This is a genomic window from Burkholderia latens (assembly GCF_902499045.1).
In the GTDB taxonomy this organism is placed as follows: domain Bacteria; phylum Pseudomonadota; class Gammaproteobacteria; order Burkholderiales; family Burkholderiaceae; genus Burkholderia; species Burkholderia latens.
Map to the genome: position 1 here is coordinate 1 of NZ_CABVPL010000030.1, position 17,145 is coordinate 17,145.

The 17,145-nt window shown below is 67.8% G+C and carries 16 protein-coding genes and 1 pseudogene; 8 read left to right on the plus strand and 9 right to left on the minus strand.

Translation table 11 applies throughout. The features are described 5' to 3' along the window. Positions 1 to 109: 109 nt before the first annotated feature. The gene (locus BSE24067_RS19745; RefSeq protein ID WP_151067117.1) at positions 110 to 1,864 is read right to left on the minus strand and encodes an ABC transporter permease; all 1,755 of its coding nucleotides are present in this window, start codon (positions 1,862 to 1,864) and stop codon (positions 110 to 112) included. Between the two features lie 454 nt (positions 1,865 to 2,318). Here BSE24067_RS19745 and BSE24067_RS19750 point away from each other — a divergent pair, with 454 nt between their 5' ends. The 3 genes from BSE24067_RS19750 to BSE24067_RS19760 all read left to right on the plus strand — a co-directional run bounded on the left by BSE24067_RS19750 (position 2,319) and on the right by BSE24067_RS19760 (position 4,877). Continuing rightward, positions 2,319 to 3,263: a metallophosphoesterase family protein gene (locus BSE24067_RS19750; protein WP_151067118.1), complete on the plus strand. Its 945-nt coding sequence runs from the start codon at positions 2,319 to 2,321 to the stop codon at positions 3,261 to 3,263. Positions 3,264 to 3,286: 23 nt separating this feature from the next. Beyond that, a complete protein-coding gene (locus BSE24067_RS19755) occupies positions 3,287 to 3,628 on the plus strand; it encodes a cupredoxin domain-containing protein (protein WP_151067119.1) in 342 nt (113 codons plus the stop codon). Positions 3,629 to 3,737: 109 nt separating this feature from the next. Further along, positions 3,738 to 4,877: a patatin-like phospholipase family protein gene (locus BSE24067_RS19760; protein WP_151067120.1), complete on the plus strand. Its 1,140-nt coding sequence runs from the start codon at positions 3,738 to 3,740 to the stop codon at positions 4,875 to 4,877. A gap of 35 nt (positions 4,878 to 4,912) precedes the next feature. On the opposite strand, the gene BSE24067_RS19765 is transcribed toward BSE24067_RS19760, so the two are convergent. Further along, on the minus strand, positions 4,913 to 5,617 hold the full coding sequence (locus tag BSE24067_RS19765; protein ID WP_151067121.1) for an SDR family oxidoreductase: 705 nt from the start codon (positions 5,615 to 5,617) through the stop codon (positions 4,913 to 4,915). Positions 5,618 to 5,737: 120 nt separating this feature from the next. Here BSE24067_RS19765 and gcvA point away from each other — a divergent pair, with 120 nt between their 5' ends. The 3 genes from gcvA (at position 5,738) to BSE24067_RS19780 (ending at position 8,268) form a co-directional block, all read left to right on the plus strand. Further along, positions 5,738 to 6,637: a transcriptional regulator GcvA gene (gene gcvA, locus BSE24067_RS19770; protein ID WP_151067122.1), complete on the plus strand. Its 900-nt coding sequence runs from the start codon at positions 5,738 to 5,740 to the stop codon at positions 6,635 to 6,637. A 189-nt stretch (positions 6,638 to 6,826) separates the two neighbouring features. Then, the gene (locus tag BSE24067_RS19775; protein WP_059449595.1) at positions 6,827 to 7,135 is read left to right on the plus strand and encodes an ArsR/SmtB family transcription factor; all 309 of its coding nucleotides are present in this window, start codon (positions 6,827 to 6,829) and stop codon (positions 7,133 to 7,135) included. Positions 7,136 to 7,206: 71 nt separating this feature from the next. Further along, entirely contained in the window at positions 7,207 to 8,268 is a 1,062-nt protein-coding gene (locus tag BSE24067_RS19780; protein ID WP_151067123.1) for an alkene reductase, read from the plus strand. A gap of 15 nt (positions 8,269 to 8,283) precedes the next feature. On the opposite strand, the pseudogene BSE24067_RS19785 reads toward BSE24067_RS19780, so the two are convergent. Further along, positions 8,284 to 8,810 (minus strand): annotated as a pseudogene (locus tag BSE24067_RS19785) (GNAT family N-acetyltransferase). Positions 8,811 to 8,893: 83 nt separating this feature from the next. Here BSE24067_RS19785 and BSE24067_RS19790 point away from each other — a divergent pair. Next, positions 8,894 to 9,505, plus strand: coding sequence for a LysE family translocator (locus BSE24067_RS19790; RefSeq protein ID WP_151067124.1), 612 nt, complete (start codon positions 8,894 to 8,896; stop codon positions 9,503 to 9,505). Between the two features lie 49 nt (positions 9,506 to 9,554). Here BSE24067_RS19790 and BSE24067_RS19795 read toward each other — a convergent pair whose 3' ends face one another. Beyond that, positions 9,555 to 10,475 (minus strand): phosphatidylinositol-specific phospholipase C, encoded by a 921-nt coding sequence (locus tag BSE24067_RS19795; RefSeq protein WP_170297535.1) that lies wholly within the window; start codon positions 10,473 to 10,475, stop codon positions 9,555 to 9,557. Positions 10,476 to 10,481: 6 nt separating this feature from the next. On the opposite strand from BSE24067_RS19795, the gene BSE24067_RS19800 reads away from it, so the two are divergent. Then, entirely contained in the window at positions 10,482 to 11,504 is a 1,023-nt protein-coding gene (locus BSE24067_RS19800; protein ID WP_151067125.1) for a LacI family DNA-binding transcriptional regulator, read from the plus strand. A gap of 9 nt (positions 11,505 to 11,513) precedes the next feature. On the opposite strand, the gene BSE24067_RS19805 is transcribed toward BSE24067_RS19800, so the two are convergent. The 5 genes from BSE24067_RS19805 to BSE24067_RS19825 form a co-directional block, all read right to left on the minus strand. Beyond that, complete coding sequence (locus BSE24067_RS19805) at positions 11,514 to 12,374, minus strand: carbohydrate ABC transporter permease (RefSeq protein ID WP_151067126.1); 861 nt, start codon at positions 12,372 to 12,374, stop codon at positions 11,514 to 11,516. Then, a complete protein-coding gene (locus tag BSE24067_RS19810) occupies positions 12,371 to 13,240 on the minus strand; it encodes a carbohydrate ABC transporter permease (protein ID WP_151067127.1) in 870 nt (289 codons plus the stop codon). Before BSE24067_RS19810 ends, BSE24067_RS19805 begins: the two co-directional genes overlap by 4 nt. Before the next feature lie 34 nt (positions 13,241 to 13,274). Further along, a complete protein-coding gene (locus tag BSE24067_RS19815) occupies positions 13,275 to 14,513 on the minus strand; it encodes an ABC transporter substrate-binding protein (protein WP_151067128.1) in 1,239 nt (412 codons plus the stop codon). A gap of 305 nt (positions 14,514 to 14,818) precedes the next feature. Then, entirely contained in the window at positions 14,819 to 16,027 is a 1,209-nt protein-coding gene (locus BSE24067_RS19820; protein WP_151067129.1) for a porin, read from the minus strand. A 169-nt stretch (positions 16,028 to 16,196) separates the two neighbouring features. Next, positions 16,197 to 17,135 carry a helix-turn-helix domain-containing protein gene (locus tag BSE24067_RS19825; RefSeq protein WP_151067130.1) on the minus strand — a complete coding sequence of 313 codons (939 nt, stop codon included), beginning with the start codon at positions 17,133 to 17,135 and terminating at the stop codon, positions 16,197 to 16,199. Positions 17,136 to 17,145 lie beyond the last annotated feature (10 nt).

Below are 17,145 nucleotides of genomic sequence, written 5' to 3' on the forward strand. Positions count from 1 at the left end.
CTCACGTGGTCGACGCGCAGGATCTCTTCGCCGAGACGCGGCGGCTGGGGCGGCTGGGACGTCTGGACAGGGGCGTTGACAACAGTCGAATTTTGCATCGCGCTTACTCTCAATCGAGACGGAGCCGGGATTCCGCATAGGCGTACATCGGACGCCACAGCAGACGGTTGAACAAGGTGACGAACCGGGACATCACGGCGATGCCCAGGATGATCTTCGGGAAATCGCCGGCAGCGGTAGTCTGCGCGATGTACGCGCCGAGGCCGTGCGCGGCGACCTTCGTGTCGCCCCACTGGACGAACTCGGACACGATGCTCGCGTTCCACGCGCCGCCCGACGCGGTGATCGCGCCGGTCACGTAGTACGGGAAGATGCCGGGCAGCATCGCCTGCCGCCACCACTGCCAACCGCGAATCCGGAAATTCCTCGTCGCTTCCTTGTAGTCGTTCGGATAGGACATCGCGCCGGCAATCACGTTGAACAGGATGTACCACTGCGTACCGAGCACGATCAGCGGCGACAGCCAGATATCCGCGTTCAGATGGAAGCGGACGATCACGATCACGAACGCCGGAAACAGCAGGTTGGCCGGGAATGCGGCGAGGAACTGCGCGAGCGGCTGGATCTTCTCGGCCAGTGCGGGACGCAGCCCGATCAGCACGCCGACCGGCACCCAGATCACCGACGCGATCGCGATCAGCACCACCACGCGCAGCAACGTGATCAGCCCGAGCACCAGCACGTGAGCGACCTCGCCCATCGTCACGCCGGTCGCGACGAAGCTGACGACGCGCCACGCGACGTACGCAGTCAGCACGATCACGAATGCGCCCCACACGATGTCGCCGATGCGCGACGAACCACCGCCCGATGCGCCATGCGCGCCACTGCCGCCGAACGACGGCACGCGCAGCGGAATGCGCGCGGCCTGCGACAGCAGCCAGCCGGCCGGCACCAGCAGCTGATGAATCAACTGCGTGCGGCGCATCATGTCGAGCAGCCACGATTGCGGCGCGTCGCCCGACGCGGTGTTCTCCATCCGGAACTTGTCGGCCCACGCGACGAGCGGACGGAACAGCAGCTGATCGTACGCGAGAATCACGACCGACATCGCGACGATCACCCAGCCTACCGCGCCGAGGTTCTTGTCGGAGATCGCCTGCGCGAGATACGCGCCGATCCCCGGCAGCGTGATCGTCTGATTGCCGACGGTGATCGCCTCCGACGCGACGACGAAAAACCAGCCACCCGACATCGACATCATCATGTTCCAGATCAGCCCCGGCATCGAGAACGGCACCTCGAGCTTCCAGAACCGCTGCCACGACGTCAGGTGAAAGCCGCGCGACACCTCGCTCAGGTCGCGCGGCACCGTGCGCAGCGACTGGTAGAAGCTGAACGTCATGTTCCACGCCTGGCTCGTGAAGATCGCGAAGATCGCGGCCAGCTCCGCGCCGAGCACGCGCCCCGGGAACAGCGCGACGAAAAACGTGACCGTAAACGAGATGTAGCCGAGCACCGGCACCGACTGCAGGATGTCGAGGACCGGAATCAGCACCATGCCTGCGCGGCGGCTCTTGGCCGCGAGTGTGCCGTACACGAGCGTGAACACGAGCGACGCGATCATCGCGGCGAGCATCCGCAGCGTGGTGCGCAGCGCGTATTCGGGCAGATTCGACGGAGCGAGCGAGATCTTCTGCGTCTGCAGCACGGCGATCGGCGCCATCGTTTCGTGAAAGCCGACGAACACCATCGCCAGGATGCCGATGATCAGCGGAAACGCGACCGCGTCCCAGCGGTTAGGGAGCACACGCCACGCGGACGCGTTGGCCGTGCGGTTCGGATTGAAGAAACTGATGTCCATCGGTAGCGTCTTGGTCGAATTGAAAGTCGATGGGGCCGGCCGCGTGCCGATCGGCGCGTCAGCGGATGTGGGCCGTAACACGCGGCCGCGCGTGGGATGAACGATCGCCGCCAATCGGAAAAGGCAGCGCGACGCCGATGGCGTGCGCGCGATGACCGGCCGCACCGCGGGTTTCCGTTGCCGCGCGATTCGGCATGAGGGGCTCCGGACACATGATTCGGTGTCGCAGGCTATCTGGCGGGCATGACGCAAATGTGTCGTGTCACTTACAGGACATTGACGGGCCATCCGCCCGCGATCGTCGTCGCGCCGCCGCTCGCGCCCAGCCCGATACGGCGCCGCACCACCCGGAACGGGAATAAAACCCCGCCCGCACCGGTATCGCATGCGAAGGCGCCGGCTTATTCCCGGACGATCCGGCCGTCCGGTTCCGTCATACCAATGCGAGGCTCACATGTCTTCATCGAATCCCACTCGCCCGTCGCGCCGCAAGGCCCTGCAATGCATGGCGTTCGGCGGCCTCGGCACGCTGTTCGCGCTGTCGGGCGGCATCCTCACGCCATTCGATCTCGCGCTCGCGCAAAGCGGCTCCGCACTTCCCGTGAACGCGGGCCGGCCGCTGTTCGTGCAGATCAGCGACACGCACATCGGCTTCAACAAGGACGCGAATCCCGACGTCGCGGGCACGCTGCGGCAGACGATCGATCTCGTCAACGCGATGCCGGCGATGCCCGCGCTCGCGATCCATACCGGCGACATCACGCACCTGTCGAAGGCCGAGGAGTTCGACCATGCGTCGCAATTGCTGTCCGGCCTGCGCGTGCCGGAACTGCACACGGTGCCCGGCGAACACGATCTGACCGACGGTTCGGGCGCCGAATACTTCAGCCGGTTCGGCAAGGCCTCCGACAACCGCGGCTACTACAGCTTCGATCATGCAGGCGTGCACTTCGTCGCGCTCGTCAACGTGATGCACTTCAAGCCGAACGGGCTCGGCAGCTTCGGCGACGAACAGCTCGCGTGGCTCGCGCAGGATCTGAAGGGCCGGTCGTCGAGCACGCCGATCGTCGTGTTTTCGCACATGCCGATGTGGACGATCTACGAGCCGTGGGGCTGGGGCACCGGCGACGCGCCGCAGACGATGGCGCTGCTGCGCCGCTTCGGTTCGGTCACGGTGCTCAACGGGCACATCCATCAGATCGTGTCGAAGGTCGAGGGCAACGTGACGTTCCACACCGCGCGCTCGACCGCATTCCCGCAGCCGACCGCCGGCAACGGTCCGGGGCCGGTGCCGCTCACGGTGCCGCGCGACCGTCTGCCCGCGATGCTCGGCGTGACGACCGTCGACTTCGCCGGCCATCCGGTGGCCGCGTCGCTGCACGACACGACGATCGCCTGATTCCGATACGCGAGGACACAGACATGACCTTCCTCAAACTCCCGATGCGCACGGCCGCGCTGCTCGTCTGCGCGGCGGCCGCCGGCGCGCCGCTCGCCGCGTTCGCGCAGACCACGGCCGCCCCGCTGGTGACGATCCGCAACTTCATGTTTTCGCCGATGTCGACGACGATCAAGGCCGGCACGACGGTCACGTGGAAGAATCTCGACGCGGAACCGCACACGATCGTCAACGATGCGGGCGTCTTCCATTCGAAAGCGCTCGACCAGGACGAGACCTACTCGTTCCGCTTCGACAAGCCGGGCGTGTACAAGGTGTTCTGCGGAATCCATCCGTACATGAAGGAAACCATCACGGTGGAATGACGCGGCGCGCCGCACGGCGCGCGACGATCCGGCACCGCCCGGCGCCGATCGCCTACACTGGTTGCAACCGGCCGGCGCCCGCCGGCCGTCACCGACCGTGAGGAAAGCGATGACGGCAAGTCAACCCGCACATCCGAGACTGCCCGGGCAAGTCGTGCTGGTGCTTCAGGGCGGCGGCGCACTGGGTGCGTACCAGCTCGGCGTATTCGAGGCGATGGACGCGTCGGGCATCCAGCCCGACTGGGTCATCGGCACGTCGATCGGCGCGATCAACGCCGCGCTGATCGCCGGCAACGCGCCCGGGCGCCGGGCGCAGCGGATGGCGGAATTCTGGCGTCACGTGACCGAACGCGCCGCCGTCAACATGCCAGGCTTCCCGACGAGCTGGGACAAGATCGGCGCCGAACTCGCGGTCATCAGCGCCGGCATCCCGGGGTTCTTCCGGCCGAATCCGGCCGCATGGCTCGGGCCGCTCGCACGCGTCGGCGTCGAGCGCGCGTCGTACTACGTGGTCGAGCCGCTGCGCGACACGCTGGCGTCGCTGATCGACCTCGACCTGCTGAACGCGGGCCGCCCGCGGCTGACGGTCGGCGCGGTCAATGCGTGCACCGGCGCGATGCGCTATTTCGATTCGCGCGACCGGCCGCTCGGCATCGATCACGTGATGGGCTCGGGCGCGCTGCCGCCCGCGTTCCCGGCCGTGCGGATCGACGGCGCGCCGTACTGGGACGGCGGCATCTTTTCGAACACGCCGGTCGAGGTCGTGCTCGACGATGCGCCGCGCCGCAGCTCGATCATCTTCTCGGTGCAGATGTGGAATCCGGTCGGGCCGGAGCCGCAAAGCATCTGGCAGGTATCGGAGCGGCAAAAGGACATCCAGTACGCGAGCCGCACGGACAGCAACATCGCGCGGCAACAGCAGATTCACCGGCTGCGCCATGTGATCAAGGAACTGGTGATGCGGCTGCCGGAGGCGGAGCGCGCGTCGGCCGACGTGCAGGCGCTCGCCGCGTGGGGCTGCCAGACGACGATGCATGTGATCAAGCTCGCGGCGCCGCGGCTCGACGGCGACGATCAGTGGAAGGACATCGACTTCACGCCGGACGGGATCGCGGCGCGCCGCCAGGCCGGCTTCGACGCGACAATGCAGGCGATCGCCGCGCGGCCTTGGGAGTTGCCGCTCGATCCGACGGAGGGGCTGAGCGTGTGGAGCCCGGAAGAGAACCGGATCGGCGAGCGGCACAACTGAGCCGAACGTGCTTGGCGTTGCGATTCCGTGCCAGCTTACAGCGCACGCACGATGCCGCCGTCGACGCGAATGTTCTGCCCGGTGATGTAGCCGGCGCCTTCCGACAGCAGGAACGTCACGGTCTGCGCGATCTCCTGCGTCTTGCCGAAGCGGCCGACCGGAATGCGGGCGACGATCTCCGGCGTCTCCGGCCAGCTGTCGATGAAGCCGGGCAGCACCGAATTGATGCGGATGTTGTCCTTCGCATAGCGCTCGGCGTACAGGCGCGTGAACGAGCTGAGCGCCGCGCGCAGCGCCGACGACACCGGCATCGGCTGCTCGGGCGCGTCGGCCGCGAAGCTCGAAATGTTGACCACCGCGCCGCCGCCCTGCTTCAGGAACACCGGCGTCACGCGGCGCAGCACGCGCACGACGTTGAGCACGATCAGGTCGAGGCCTGCGTGCCACTTGTCGTCGTCGATCGACAACAGATCGCCCTTCGGCGGATGTCCGGTGTTGTTGACGACCGCATCGATGCGGCCGTACTTCGCGAGCGTCTCGTCCACGAAGCGCGCGATGTCGGCGTCGTCGGTGACGGACCCCGCGATACCGAACCCGCCCAGCTCCTTCGCGAGCTCGGCCGCGCTGCCCGACGGCGACATCAGCGCGACGCGATAACCGTTGTGCGCGAGATCCGTTGCGATCGCGGCGCCCATGCCCTTGCCCGCCGCCGTCACCAATGCCACTTTCTCTACAGTCATGCCGTTCTCCCGGATAGTCGGCCCGACGCCGTGAGCGTCGATCCAAAGCGCTACTGTAGGACTCTATAATCGGCTTGTCGAACGATGATTTCTCCATTCACCCTGTAGGATTTCTACTGCATGAAGGCTCTGTCGCGCACCCGCCGGTTCCCGCCGCTCAATGCGCTTCGCGCGTTCGAAGCCGCCGCGCGGCACCTGAATTTCCGGCTGGCCGCCGACGAACTCGGCGTGACGCAGGGCGCCGTCGCGCAGCAGGTGAGGCACCTGGAGGACGTCGTCGAAGTCCAGCTGTTCCGGCGGCTGCCGAGAGGGCTCGCACTGACGCGCGACGGGCTCGAGTATTTCTCGGCGGTCCAGCGCGCACTGCAGATCATCTCGGATGCGACGGACGCCCTCGGCGAGCGCCCCACGGTCCTTGCCGTCAGCACGACGCCGTCGTTCGCGTCGAAGTGGCTGATTCCGCGCCTGTCCGACTTCGGCCGGCTGCATCCGGACATCGAGGTGCGCGTGATCGCCGACGAACGGCTGGCCACGTTCCGCGCCGATGGCGTCGACATCGCGATCCGGTTGAGCAAGCCGCCGTTTCCGCCGGGCCTCGTCGCGCAGTTACTGTTTCCGCTCGACGTCTTCGCCGTCGCGAGTCCGGCACTGCTCGACGGCGGCTCGCCGATCCGCAAACCGGCGGACCTGTCGAAGCACGTGCTGCTGCACGACGCGCACGATCTGTGGCCGGAATTCATCGAGAAGCTCGGCGGAAAAGGTCGAGCGGACCCGACGAAAGGGCCGCGGTTCAGCCAGTCGCTGCTCGCGATCGATGCCGCGGTCGCCGGTCAGGGCATCGCGCTGACCAGCGAGCCGCTCGTCGAGCGCGACATCGCGGAAGGCCGGCTGCGGCGCGTGTTCGATTTCTCGTTTCCGATGTCGCTCGGGTTTTACGTCGTCTTTCCGCAGGCGAATGCGCATTCGGACGCGCTCGACGCGATGCGGCGGTGGCTGTTCGCGCAGTACGGAAAAGCGTGATCCGGCGAGAACGCAAGCGCTTCGCGCGTCTGATCGCGCCCCATTCAATCGCGGCGTGGTCCCGATGCCGATCGCGATCAACCCCACTCGCGGCAGTGCCATCACCCATATCGTCATTTTCCGATATATGATTCGCTCATCGACGATACCCGTTTGCACCGCTTTTCCGACTGAACACCACGTCTTTCCATGCCGACCGAACTCGACATCGACGCGATCCTGAAAGCGCTCTCGAACCCCGTGCGCCGGGAAATCCTCGTCTGGCTGAAAACGCCGGGCGCGCATTTCCCGGAGCAGACGCTGCCGTATGACCACGGCGTCTGCGCGGGGCAGATCGATGCGCGCTGCGGGCTGTCGCAGTCGACCGTCTCCGCGCACCTCGCCACGCTGCAGCGCGCGGGGCTCGTGACGTCGACGCGGATCGGCCAGTGGGCGTTCTTCCGGCGCAACGAGGCCGTCATCGACGCATTTCTCGACGCACTGCGTCGCGAACTCTGACCCAGGCCATGCGGGCCGAACGCCGCGCACGACGCGACGCCATCCCGCCTTTCGTGAAGAGGTTTTCTGCCATGCCCACCCTGTTCGACCCCGTGACCCTCGGCGACCTGACACTGCCGAACCGCATCGTGATGGCTCCGCTCACCCGTGCCCGCGCCGGCAGCGCGCGGGTGCCGAACGACCTGATGGCCCGTTACTACGCCGAACGCGCGTCGGCCGGCCTGATCATCAGCGAAGCGACGTCGGTCACGCCGCAAGGCGTCGGCTACGCGGACACGCCGGGCATCTGGTCCGACGAGCAGGTCGAAGGCTGGAAGCGCGTGACGCAGGCCGTGCACGCGGCCGGCGGCCGTATCGTGCTGCAGCTGTGGCACGTCGGCCGGATTTCCGACCCGATGTTCCTGAACGGCGACCTGCCGGTCGCGCCGAGCGCGATCGCCGCCGGCGGCCACGTGAGCCTCGTGCGCCCGCAGCGTCCGTACGTGACGCCGCGCGCGCTCGAACTCGATGAAATCCCGGGCATCGTCGCCGCGTACCGCCACGGCGCGGAAAACGCGAAGAAGGCCGGTTTCGACGGCGTCGAGATTCACGGCGCGAACGGCTATCTGCTCGACCAGTTCCTGCAGGACAGCACCAACCATCGCACCGACGCATACGGCGGCCCGATCGAGAACCGCGCTCGCCTGCTGCTCGAAGTGGTCGACGCGGCGATCGGCGTGTGGGGCGCGGGCCGTGTGGGCGTGCACCTCGCGCCGCGCGGCGACGCGCACACGATGGGCGATTCCGACCCGGCCGCGACGTTCGGCTATGTCGCGCGCGAACTGGGCCGCCGCAAGATCGCGTTCATCTTCACGCGCGAAGCCTATTCGGGCGACCAGCTGAGCCCGCGGCTGAAGCAAGCGTTCGGCGGCCCGCTGATCGCGAACGAGCAGTTCACGCTCGAATCGGCGCAGGCCACGCTCGCGAGCGGCGACGCCGATGCGATCGCATGGGGCAAGCTGTTCATCGCGAACCCGGACCTGCCGCGCCGCCTCGAACTCGGCGCACCGCTGAACAAGCCGGTGCCGGAAACGTTCTACGCGGAAGGCGAAACCGGTTATACCGACTACCCGGCGCTCAGCGACGCGGCCTGACGGCCGGCGCCACGTTCATGCGCGCACGTCCGCGCGCATGAACACGCGTTGCGTTTCGTCGAGCCCAAGTGCGACGTGGTGCGCGCGGATCGCGCGCAGCGTGTCGTCGAGCGACGCATCGTCGACGATGTGAAAGCCGAGGCGCGCGTAGTACCGCGCATTCCACGGCACGTCGCGGAACGTCGACAGCACGACCTGTGCAATGCCGTCTTGCGCGGCGCGCGTCATGATCCGCTCGATCAGGCGCGCGCCGATCCGCTGCCCCGCATGCGACGGCGCGACGTCAGTTCTTCCAGATACAGCCGGTGCGCGTCGAGCAGGCGGTAGAACGCGAAGCCGACGCACGTGCCTGCTTCGTCCGTCGCGACATATGCGCGGCCGTCGTCGATGCGCGCGAGCACGGCGGCCGCATCGGTCGGTTCGCCGTCGGCGACGCCGGGCATGCCGACGTCATGAAAGCGCCGGGCGGCGGCCATTTCGACGGCGGCCATCGCGGCCGCGTCTTCCCGCGTGGCGGGACGAATCCGGATCGATACTGTCATCGCGACAAGATAGGCAGGCAGAAACGGCCGTCACTATAATCGAAACTCCAGACCATTCGAACGTCCCGCCCCCGAGGTTCGCCATGACGCTGTCCGCGCTTGCCGTGTTCGCCCTCGCCCTGCTCGTCACCGCCGGCACGCCCGGCCCGAGCGTCGCCGCGCTCGTCGCGCGCGTGCTCACGAACGGCGTGCGAGACGTGCTGCCGTTCCTCGCGGCGATGTGGATCGGCGAAGCGCTGTGGCTCACGCTGGCCGTCGCCGGGCTGTCCGCGTTCGCGCGCACGTTCGAGACGGGCCTGCTCGTGCTGAAGCTGCTCGGCGTCGCGTATTTGCTGTTCCTCGCATGGAAGATGTGGACCGCGCCGACCGACACGCAAGCCGGCGAGCTGCCGCGCGGCCAGTCGCCGTGGCGGATGTTCGTCGCGGGCACGCTCGTGACGCTCGGCAACCCGAAGATCATGCTGTTCTATCTCGCGCTGCTGCCGACCATCGTCGATCTGACGCATGTCGGCATTCTCGCGTGGGCCGAGCTCGTCGGCACGATGCTCGCGATCCTGATCCTCGCCGACTGTTTCTGGTCACTCCTTGCTTCGCGTGCGCGCGCGTTCCTCACTTCGGCACGCGCGAAGCGGATCGCGAATCGCACGAGCGCAACTGCGATGGCGGGCGCGGCAGTGGCGATCGCGACGCGTTGAGTCGGCATCCGGCGCCGACTGGCACGGTCCTACCCGGCTCGGATTCTCCCTAACACCCCACCGACCTGCGCCTGCCGCCCGGCGCAGGCACATGCCGGTTGCACTCGACCAGCGCCCGCACGAGCGCCCAGTCATCGTCGTCGCAGAAATCGAGCAGCATCGCGCCGCACGGCGCACGCTGTTCACGCAACCGCTCCGCGAGCCGTGCATGAATCCCTTGCACCCGGCCATCGCCGCGCGCGACCACCGACGGATTCGCGCCCATCCCGGTCCCGCTGCAGAAATTGATCGCCCAGCGGCCGCTGTCCGGCGACGGCATGCCGGTCAGCAGCGCATCGATCACCCGCCACTTATAGTGAATCGAACCGGCGACGGGCACCCGGTACTCATCCTGGATCACGAATGCCGCATCGGGGTGATCGATCGTGAACGTCGCGTTATCGGGCCACGCGGTCAGATCGATACCGCGCGGCCGGCTGCTGCGGAAACGGCGCAGCAGCACCACCGCGCCGCGCACGTCGCCGAGCGCCGGCAGCGCACTGCCCGCATGCCAGCGCAGCCGCGGATGCCGCGCGCAGTGCGCATCGAACGTCGCGGCGAAACCGCGCGTGCATGCGTGCGCGGGCCATTCATCCTTCACGGACATCACGATGCATTCGCGCGGATGCGCATCGAGAAAGGCCGTGCAATCCGCGAGCACGTCGTCGAACGTCATGCCGAGCGCGATCCCGCCGTGATGAATGTCGAACGTATCGCTCCGGTGCCGGCAGCGAATGTCGAGCAGCCGCACGCCGTGCGCGAGCTGTGCCGCGAGCGGCGCGTGCTGCGTGCGCACGAGCGGATCGTCGACGGTATACGCACAGGTGTCATGGCTGCCCGGTAGGGTCAGCGTATGCAGCAGCCGCGCGTCGTCGAGCGCCGACATCCAGTCGGCCAGCGGCGCGGGTTCTTCGTGTCGCGAAGGGTTCATGTATCGATGACTGACAAGGAAAGAAAAACATGGGTGACCGCGTCGGATGTCGCGGCGCGGGCCGGCGTGTCGCGCTCCGCGGTGTCGCGCGCATTCTCGCCGACCGCGAGTATCGCGCCCGAAACGCGCGAACGCGTGATGGCGGCCGCGCACGCACTCGGCTATCAGGTCAACCTGATCGCGCGCGACATGATTACGCAGCGCAGCAGCATGATCGGCGTCGTGACGGCCGGCTTCGAGAATCCGTTCCGCGCGCGGCTGCTGTCGGACCTGATGGCCGCGCTCGGCCAGCGCGCGTTCACGCCGCTCGTGACCAACGCGGACGATCCGCATCAGGTTCGGCAATCGCTCGAGCGGCTGCTCAGCTACCGGATCGCGGGCCTCGTGATGACGTCGGCGTCGCCGCCGCTGTCGGTCGCACGGCAGTATCTCGACCACCGGATTCCGGTCGTGATGATCAATCGTGACGCGAACCTGCCCGGCGCGGACGTCGTGGTCAGCGACAACGCGGCGGGCGCCGCCGCCGCCGCGCAACGGCTGGTGCGGGCCGGCGCGCGCCGGCTCGCGTTCGTCGGGCCGCGTACCGCGAGCTACAGCGCCCGCTCGCGCGCGGTGGCGTTCGAGCGCGCACTGCAACGCGGCGACGCGTTCGGCGCGACGCTCGTCCGTTCGATCGATACGCGGTCCGACACGCACGCGTGCGGAATCGATGCCGCGCGGCAACTGTTCGCGGCGGACGAGCGTCCGGACGGCGTGTTCTGCTCGTCCGACCTGCTCGCGCTCGGTGTGATCGATGCCGCACGCGATGCATTCGGCCTGCGCGTGCCTGACGACCTGCGCGTGATCGGCTTCGACGACATCCCAGCCGCCGACTACCACGCATATCGGCTGACGACGCTGCGCCAGGACACGCAAGGGCTCGCGCGCGCGGCCGTCGATCTGCTCGCCGACCGCATCCATACGTTCGGCGGCGCGTCGCGCACGACGATCGTGCCGGTCACGCACGTGGTACGGCATAGCTGCGCGTGACGTGTCGCGTCACTTCAGCCCGCCGGCGAACCCGCGCAGCAGATAACGCTGCACGTAGCCGGCGACGGCGAGCGTGGGCAGCGACGCCAGCAGCCCCGCGCTCATCAGGTCGCCCCAGTCGATGCCGTTCTCGGTCACGTAGCCGGCGATGGCGAGCGGCAGCGTGAAGCGGCTCGGCGTCGACACGAACAACAGCGCGATCAGGAACTCGTTCCATGCGGCGATGAATACGAAGATGGCGGTCGCGATCAACCCCGGCGCGCACAGCGGCAGCACGATCTGCACGAGCCGCCGTGCGAGCCCCGCACCATCGATGCAAGCGGCCTCCTCGTATTCGGCGGGCACGTCGCGCACGAACGCGAGCAGCATCCAGATCGCCATCGGCAGCGCGTAGAGCTGATACGCGAGCGTGAGCCCGAGCGTCGAGTCGAGCAGATGCAACCGCTTCGCGAGCGCGAACAACGGCACCGCGATCGTGATCGGCGGCATCAGCTTCAATGCGAGCACGAGCATCAGGAACAGCAGATCGAGCCGCGCCGGAAAGCGCAACCGCACGAGCGCGTACGCGGCCGGGAACGCGAGTGTCAGCGCGAGCGCCGTCGTGCCGAATCCGACCAGCAGCGAATTGACGAGCGGCGCGCCGAGGCCGTTCGACCATACCGAAGCGAAATGCTCGAGCGTCGGCGCGGCCGGCCAGATTCGCAGTGGATGATCGAGGCGCTCGAGCGTCGGCATGAACGCCGCGCCGGCCATCCACAGGCACGGCAGCAGCAACAGCACGAGCGCGACGATGCGCAGCGTCCACGGCGCCCCGCGACCGAATACCGCGCTCATTCGCACGTGCGCGATGCGTGCCGACCGCGCGGTCATGCGCGCCGCTTGCGAACCGTCTGCCATACGTACCCCGAAACCAGCAGCGCGGACGCCGCGAGCATCAGCACCGATGCGGCACTCGCCGGCCCGACGTTGAAGAAGCGGAAGCCCGTGTCGTAGATGTAGGTCGACAGCGTCTGCGTCGCGTTGCCGGGGCCGCCGCCCGTCAGCGCATAGACCTTGTCGAACAGCTTGAACGTGTCGATCGAGCGCAGCAGCAGCGCGAGGCCGATCTGCGGCGCCGCGAGCGGCAGCGTGATGTCGCGCAGGCACTGCCATTCGCTCGCGCCGTCGGTGCGCGCGGCTTCATACAGCTCCTGCGGAATCGATTGCAGCCCGGCCAGCACGATCAGGAATGCCATCGGCGTCCATTGCCACACGTCGACGAGCGCGAGCGACCACAGCGCCAGATGCGGATCGGACAGCCAGCGCACGCCATCGAGTCCGAACGCGGCCAGCAGCGCATTCAGGAAGCCGTCGAAGTTGAGCCAGTTGCGCCAGATCGCGGAGCACACGAGCGTCGACAGCATCATCGGCAGGATCGCGAGCGGCAACGCGATGCGCCGCCCCGGAAACGCGCGCACGAACAGCAGCGCCAGACCGAAGCCGAGTGCGACCTCGACCAGCGACGCGACGATCGTGAAGCGCAGCGTGTTGCCGAAGCCGGCCGCGAACGCATCGTCGCCGAGCACCGCGCGATAGTTCGCGATCCCGACGAACGCGCGCCGGCCGGCCGCGTAGTCGACACGGCAGAACGAGTCGATCAGCACCTGCGCGACCGGATACAGCGCGAGCGCGGCCAGCACCAGCAACGCGGGCCCGAGCAGCGCGACGAACGGCAGGCTGCGGCCGAGCGCCTTCATGCGCGGAGCCCGGACGATGCGTGACGGCGGCTCTTCACTTGGCGGACGCAGCCATTGCCTGCGAGATCTTCTGCTGCGCCTGGCGAAGCGCGGCGTCCGGGGCGGACTGGCCGGTCAATGCGAGTTGCAGCTGATCGCCGAGAATGCTCTCGACCTGCTGCCAGTCCTTCACGCGCGGCCGCGCCCGGCCGGCCTCCAGCGCCTTCAGTTGATCGGGATACCAGCGGTACTGGCGCACCAGCGCCGGATCGTTGAACACGCTGCGGCGCGTCGGCGGAATGCCGATTCCGGCAAGGCGCGTTTGCGTGTCGCGCGAGCTCAGGTACGCGAGAAAGTCCTGCGCGAGCTTCGCGTGCGGTGCATCCTTCGGAATGCCCATCTGCCAGATGCCGAGCATCGGCGCCGGCCCTGCCGTCTGTCCGGGCGGCGGCTGCAGCGCGATCTGCCCGACCACGCGCGACTGCTTCGGATCGTCGAGCGCCGGAATCCATGCGGGCCACACTTCGATCGACTGCGCGGCGGTGCCGCGCTGCAGCGCGTCGCGCACTTCCGCGGCCCCGTACACGTCGACGTCCTTCGGCGCGTACGCCTTCAGCGCGACGAAGGTTTTCAGCGCGGCTTGCGACTCCCGCGAATCGATCGTCACGTTGCCGGCACGGTCGAATACGTCGCCGCCATACGCCCACAGGATCGGCAGGAAGCCGGTCACGACCGGGTTGCCCTTGGTGCCGCGGAACACGACGCCCGATACGCTCTTGTCCGCGCCGCCGACGGTCTGCGCGATCTTCAGCACGTCGTCCCAGTTGCGCGGCGGTTGCAGCTGGTACTTCGCGAGCAGATCCTTCCGGTACGCGAACATCTCGACGTTGCCGACGATCGGCAGCGCGTACAGCCCGCCCGCCGCGTTGCGGCCGAGCGCGACGGCGGACGGCACGAGATCGGCATCGGCCAGCGACGCGGGCAGCGGCTTCAGCCAGCCGTTGCCGATGAATTCGGGCGCCCACGTGTCGTCCATCATCACGAGGTCGTACGTGCCGGTGCCTTCGCGCATCGACAGCTTCAGCTTCTGGTACAGGTTCGCGTTCGGCAGCTTCAACAGCTCGATGTCGGTGCCCGGATGCAGCTTGGCGAAGCCGGCGACGGCGTCGGCCAGCCCCTTGCCGTAGATGTCGTCGCGGCCCGCGATGACGAGATCCGCCGCGAAGGCGTGCGAGGCGGCAACGGACAGCGCAACGGCGGCGGACAGCGCGCGCAGGCGGCTCAGCAGGGTCATGTGGTCTCTCTCGGTCGGCGTGTGGAGCGGAACGGTCATGCGTTGCACACGTGTGCAACGCCGGCGACACGTCGGGTCGCCTGAAGCGTCGCCATTGTTCACGCAAACCGTGAAGGTATTGTGGCAAGCCTGAAGCCGCGCAAAGTGACGCACGCGTTTCCGTCAATCCACGCCCGTTCAGTCAAGCATACGGACAATTTTTTTCAAGCCTCGCTTTCCCGCGAGCGGCCCGTGCCCCTGCATGCAAAGGCCGCACGCCGGCACACGACCGACTGGCGGGCACGAGCCGCGCCCGGCGCCCACCGTCAAAAGTTCACACGAATCCCGGCCATCACCGCGAGCTGCCGGCTCGAATTGCTGTTCGCGAGCACCGGGATCTGCGCATAGTTCGCCGCGTTGCCGTTCGCGTCGGTGCCGAGCCCCGTGCCGCTCGCGATCTGGCCAATCGCGACCGCGTACAGTGCGGTGCGCTTCGACAGGCTGTAGTTCGTGCCGACGTTCACCTGATGGAAGCGCGTCGTGCCGCGGCCGTCGGTATGCGCGGCGTTGAAGATGTACGCGACACCGCCTTGCAGCGCGGGCGTGAACATGTACGTGACGTTCAGCTCGCCGATGTCGAACGTGAACGCCTGCGTGCGAGGCTGCGCGCCGGTCGAGAAATAGCGGCTGTCGCCGAGGCGCGTGTGCGTGTAGGTGAGCGCGACCGTCGCCGCGCCGAGCGTCACCGAGCCGCCCGCGCCGAACGCACGCATCGCGCCGGCGTCCTGCAGCAGGCAGTACATCGCGCCGGGGTTGCTGCACGCGAAGTCGCCGATATAGCCGTTCGCGCCGCCAAGCGCCGCGTCGAGCGGATGATGCAGATCGAGATAGCCGACCGAGAACGCGACCGGCGCACGCGTGTAGGTCGCGGCGATCGCATAGCCGCGCTTCGCCGAAAAATCGCCGGCCTGGCCGCCGAAGCTGAACGTGCCGCCGAACGTCAGCCCGTTGAAGTCGGCGCTGGTGAACTTCACCGCGTTGTTGAAGTTGAATGCGGCGTTCAGGTTGTCGACGTCGCCGAGATGCGAGCCGTACGGCGTCGCCCAGTTGTTGCTCGACACGTACGCGCCGAGCATGTCCGTATACGAGTCGTACTGCCGGCCGAGACCGAGCGTGCCGATCCCTTCCTGACGCAGCCCGACCCAGGCCTGCCGGCTGAACGCGGTGCCGCCCTGCAGCGCCTGCCCGTTGGCGGACAGGAACTGCTGCTCGAGCGTAAATACCGCATCGAGGCCGCCGCCGAGCGGCTCGGCGCCCTGGAACCCGAAGCGCGACGGCACGAGATTGCCGCCGCCCATCTGCCACGCATGACCGCCGCCCGTGCTGCCGTCGGCGCGCGTGAACTGCTGGTTCGTCGAGTAGAGGATCCCGGTGTCCACCGTGCCGTACAGCGTGACGCTGCCGGCGGTTTGCGCGTGTGCGTGCATGCAACCCAGCGTGGCCGCGGCCGCGGCCAGTCGTCGTCCGATCTTCATGTCCCGCCCCTGTGTTGTCATCGATTCGCACTGCGAATCGACGGGTTGTCGATATGGGTGGCAGGACTTTATCCAGCGAAAATTCCGGACCTCTATCCCAAATCAGCAAACGGTGAAGCGGCGAACGAGCGGTGACGGCGCCGGCCGGCACCGTCGCGGCACGACGACGTCATTCGGGACGCAAGGTTTGCGACGGCAGTTCGCCGAACAGGTCGCGATATTCGCGCGCGAAATAGCCGAGATGCGTGAAGCCCCAGCTCGCGGCGGCCTCGCCGACGCCGAGCTGCTGCGCGGACGTCGTGCGCAGCAGGCGCCGCACCGCATTCAGCCGGATGGTCCGCAGATAGCCGACGGGTGTGACGTCGGCGACGCGCTGGAAGCTCGTCTGCAGCGTGCGGCGGCTGCAGCGCAGCGCACGGCACAGTTCGAGCACGGTGACGGGCTCCTCGGGCCGCTCGCGCAGATGCTTCTCGCAACGGCTGACGATATCGCTGTAGGTGGCGTGCGTGATGTCGCGGCGCTCGGCGCCGATGCCCTGGTCGAGCGCATCGAGGAACATGCCGAGCATCGCGTCGCGGAACATCCTGCGCGTGGCCGCGTATTCCAGGCAGCCGGGATTGCGCTGCGCGTCGTCGATCAGCGAGGACAGCCGCGCGCCGAGCGCTGCGCCCTGCGCATCCGGCAGACGCGTCACGTGCCGCAGCTTGCGTGCGCCGGCCGCGCCGAATTCGGCCTCGCACAGCTCGTCGACCATGTCCGATGCCGCGCTGATCCCGACGAGCCCCATCCCTTCGGGCGTATGGAATTCGAAATCCTCGCCCGCGCGCAGCGCGAGCAGCGCATAGCCGTCGACCGGCTGGCCCTGGAACGTGCCGGCGAGCGGCACCGACAGCGGCACCGCGAGCGACGTGCGCCCGCTCGGCGCGAGGCCGGTTTGCGCGACGCGCCGATTGGTCGTCTCGCGGAAGAAATGGAAATCGTCGTACAGCACCTGCGTGACGGTGCCGCGGAACCGGCCCGGCGTCATCTGGCGGTAGACCTGATGCCAACCCGCGATCGCGAGCCCGTGGTCGTGCACGTCTTCGTGTGAGCGTGACTGGAACAGCATCGGCATCTCC

What these genes read in the sequence shown, in the direction of transcription:
- BSE24067_RS19820 (WP_151067129.1), bottom strand. Translation starts at nt 16,027, where the DNA reads ATGAAGATCGGACGACGACTGGCCGCGGCCGCGGCCACGCTGGGTTGC.
- BSE24067_RS19780 (WP_151067123.1), top strand. Translation starts at nt 7,207, where the DNA reads ATGCCCACCCTGTTCGACCCCGTGACCCTCGGCGACCTGACACTGCCG.
- BSE24067_RS19825 (WP_151067130.1), bottom strand. Translation starts at nt 17,135, where the DNA reads ATGCTGTTCCAGTCACGCTCACACGAAGACGTGCACGACCACGGGCTC.
- BSE24067_RS19750 (WP_151067118.1), top strand. Translation starts at nt 2,319, where the DNA reads ATGTCTTCATCGAATCCCACTCGCCCGTCGCGCCGCAAGGCCCTGCAA.
- BSE24067_RS19815 (WP_151067128.1), bottom strand. Translation starts at nt 14,513, where the DNA reads ATGACCCTGCTGAGCCGCCTGCGCGCGCTGTCCGCCGCCGTTGCGCTG.
- BSE24067_RS19810 (WP_151067127.1), bottom strand. Translation starts at nt 13,240, where the DNA reads ATGAAGGCGCTCGGCCGCAGCCTGCCGTTCGTCGCGCTGCTCGGGCCC.
- BSE24067_RS19795 (WP_170297535.1), bottom strand. Translation starts at nt 10,475, where the DNA reads ATGAACCCTTCGCGACACGAAGAACCCGCGCCGCTGGCCGACTGGATG.
- BSE24067_RS19790 (WP_151067124.1), top strand. Translation starts at nt 8,894, where the DNA reads ATGACGCTGTCCGCGCTTGCCGTGTTCGCCCTCGCCCTGCTCGTCACC.
- BSE24067_RS19760 (WP_151067120.1), top strand. Translation starts at nt 3,738, where the DNA reads ATGACGGCAAGTCAACCCGCACATCCGAGACTGCCCGGGCAAGTCGTG.
- BSE24067_RS19775 (WP_059449595.1), top strand. Translation starts at nt 6,827, where the DNA reads ATGCCGACCGAACTCGACATCGACGCGATCCTGAAAGCGCTCTCGAAC.
- BSE24067_RS19745 (WP_151067117.1), bottom strand. Translation starts at nt 1,864, where the DNA reads ATGGACATCAGTTTCTTCAATCCGAACCGCACGGCCAACGCGTCCGCG.
- BSE24067_RS19765 (WP_151067121.1), bottom strand. Translation starts at nt 5,617, where the DNA reads ATGACTGTAGAGAAAGTGGCATTGGTGACGGCGGCGGGCAAGGGCATG.
- BSE24067_RS19805 (WP_151067126.1), bottom strand. Translation starts at nt 12,374, where the DNA reads ATGACCGCGCGGTCGGCACGCATCGCGCACGTGCGAATGAGCGCGGTA.
- BSE24067_RS19755 (WP_151067119.1), top strand. Translation starts at nt 3,287, where the DNA reads ATGACCTTCCTCAAACTCCCGATGCGCACGGCCGCGCTGCTCGTCTGC.
- gcvA (WP_151067122.1), top strand. Translation starts at nt 5,738, where the DNA reads ATGAAGGCTCTGTCGCGCACCCGCCGGTTCCCGCCGCTCAATGCGCTT.
- BSE24067_RS19800 (WP_151067125.1), top strand. Translation starts at nt 10,482, where the DNA reads ATGACTGACAAGGAAAGAAAAACATGGGTGACCGCGTCGGATGTCGCG.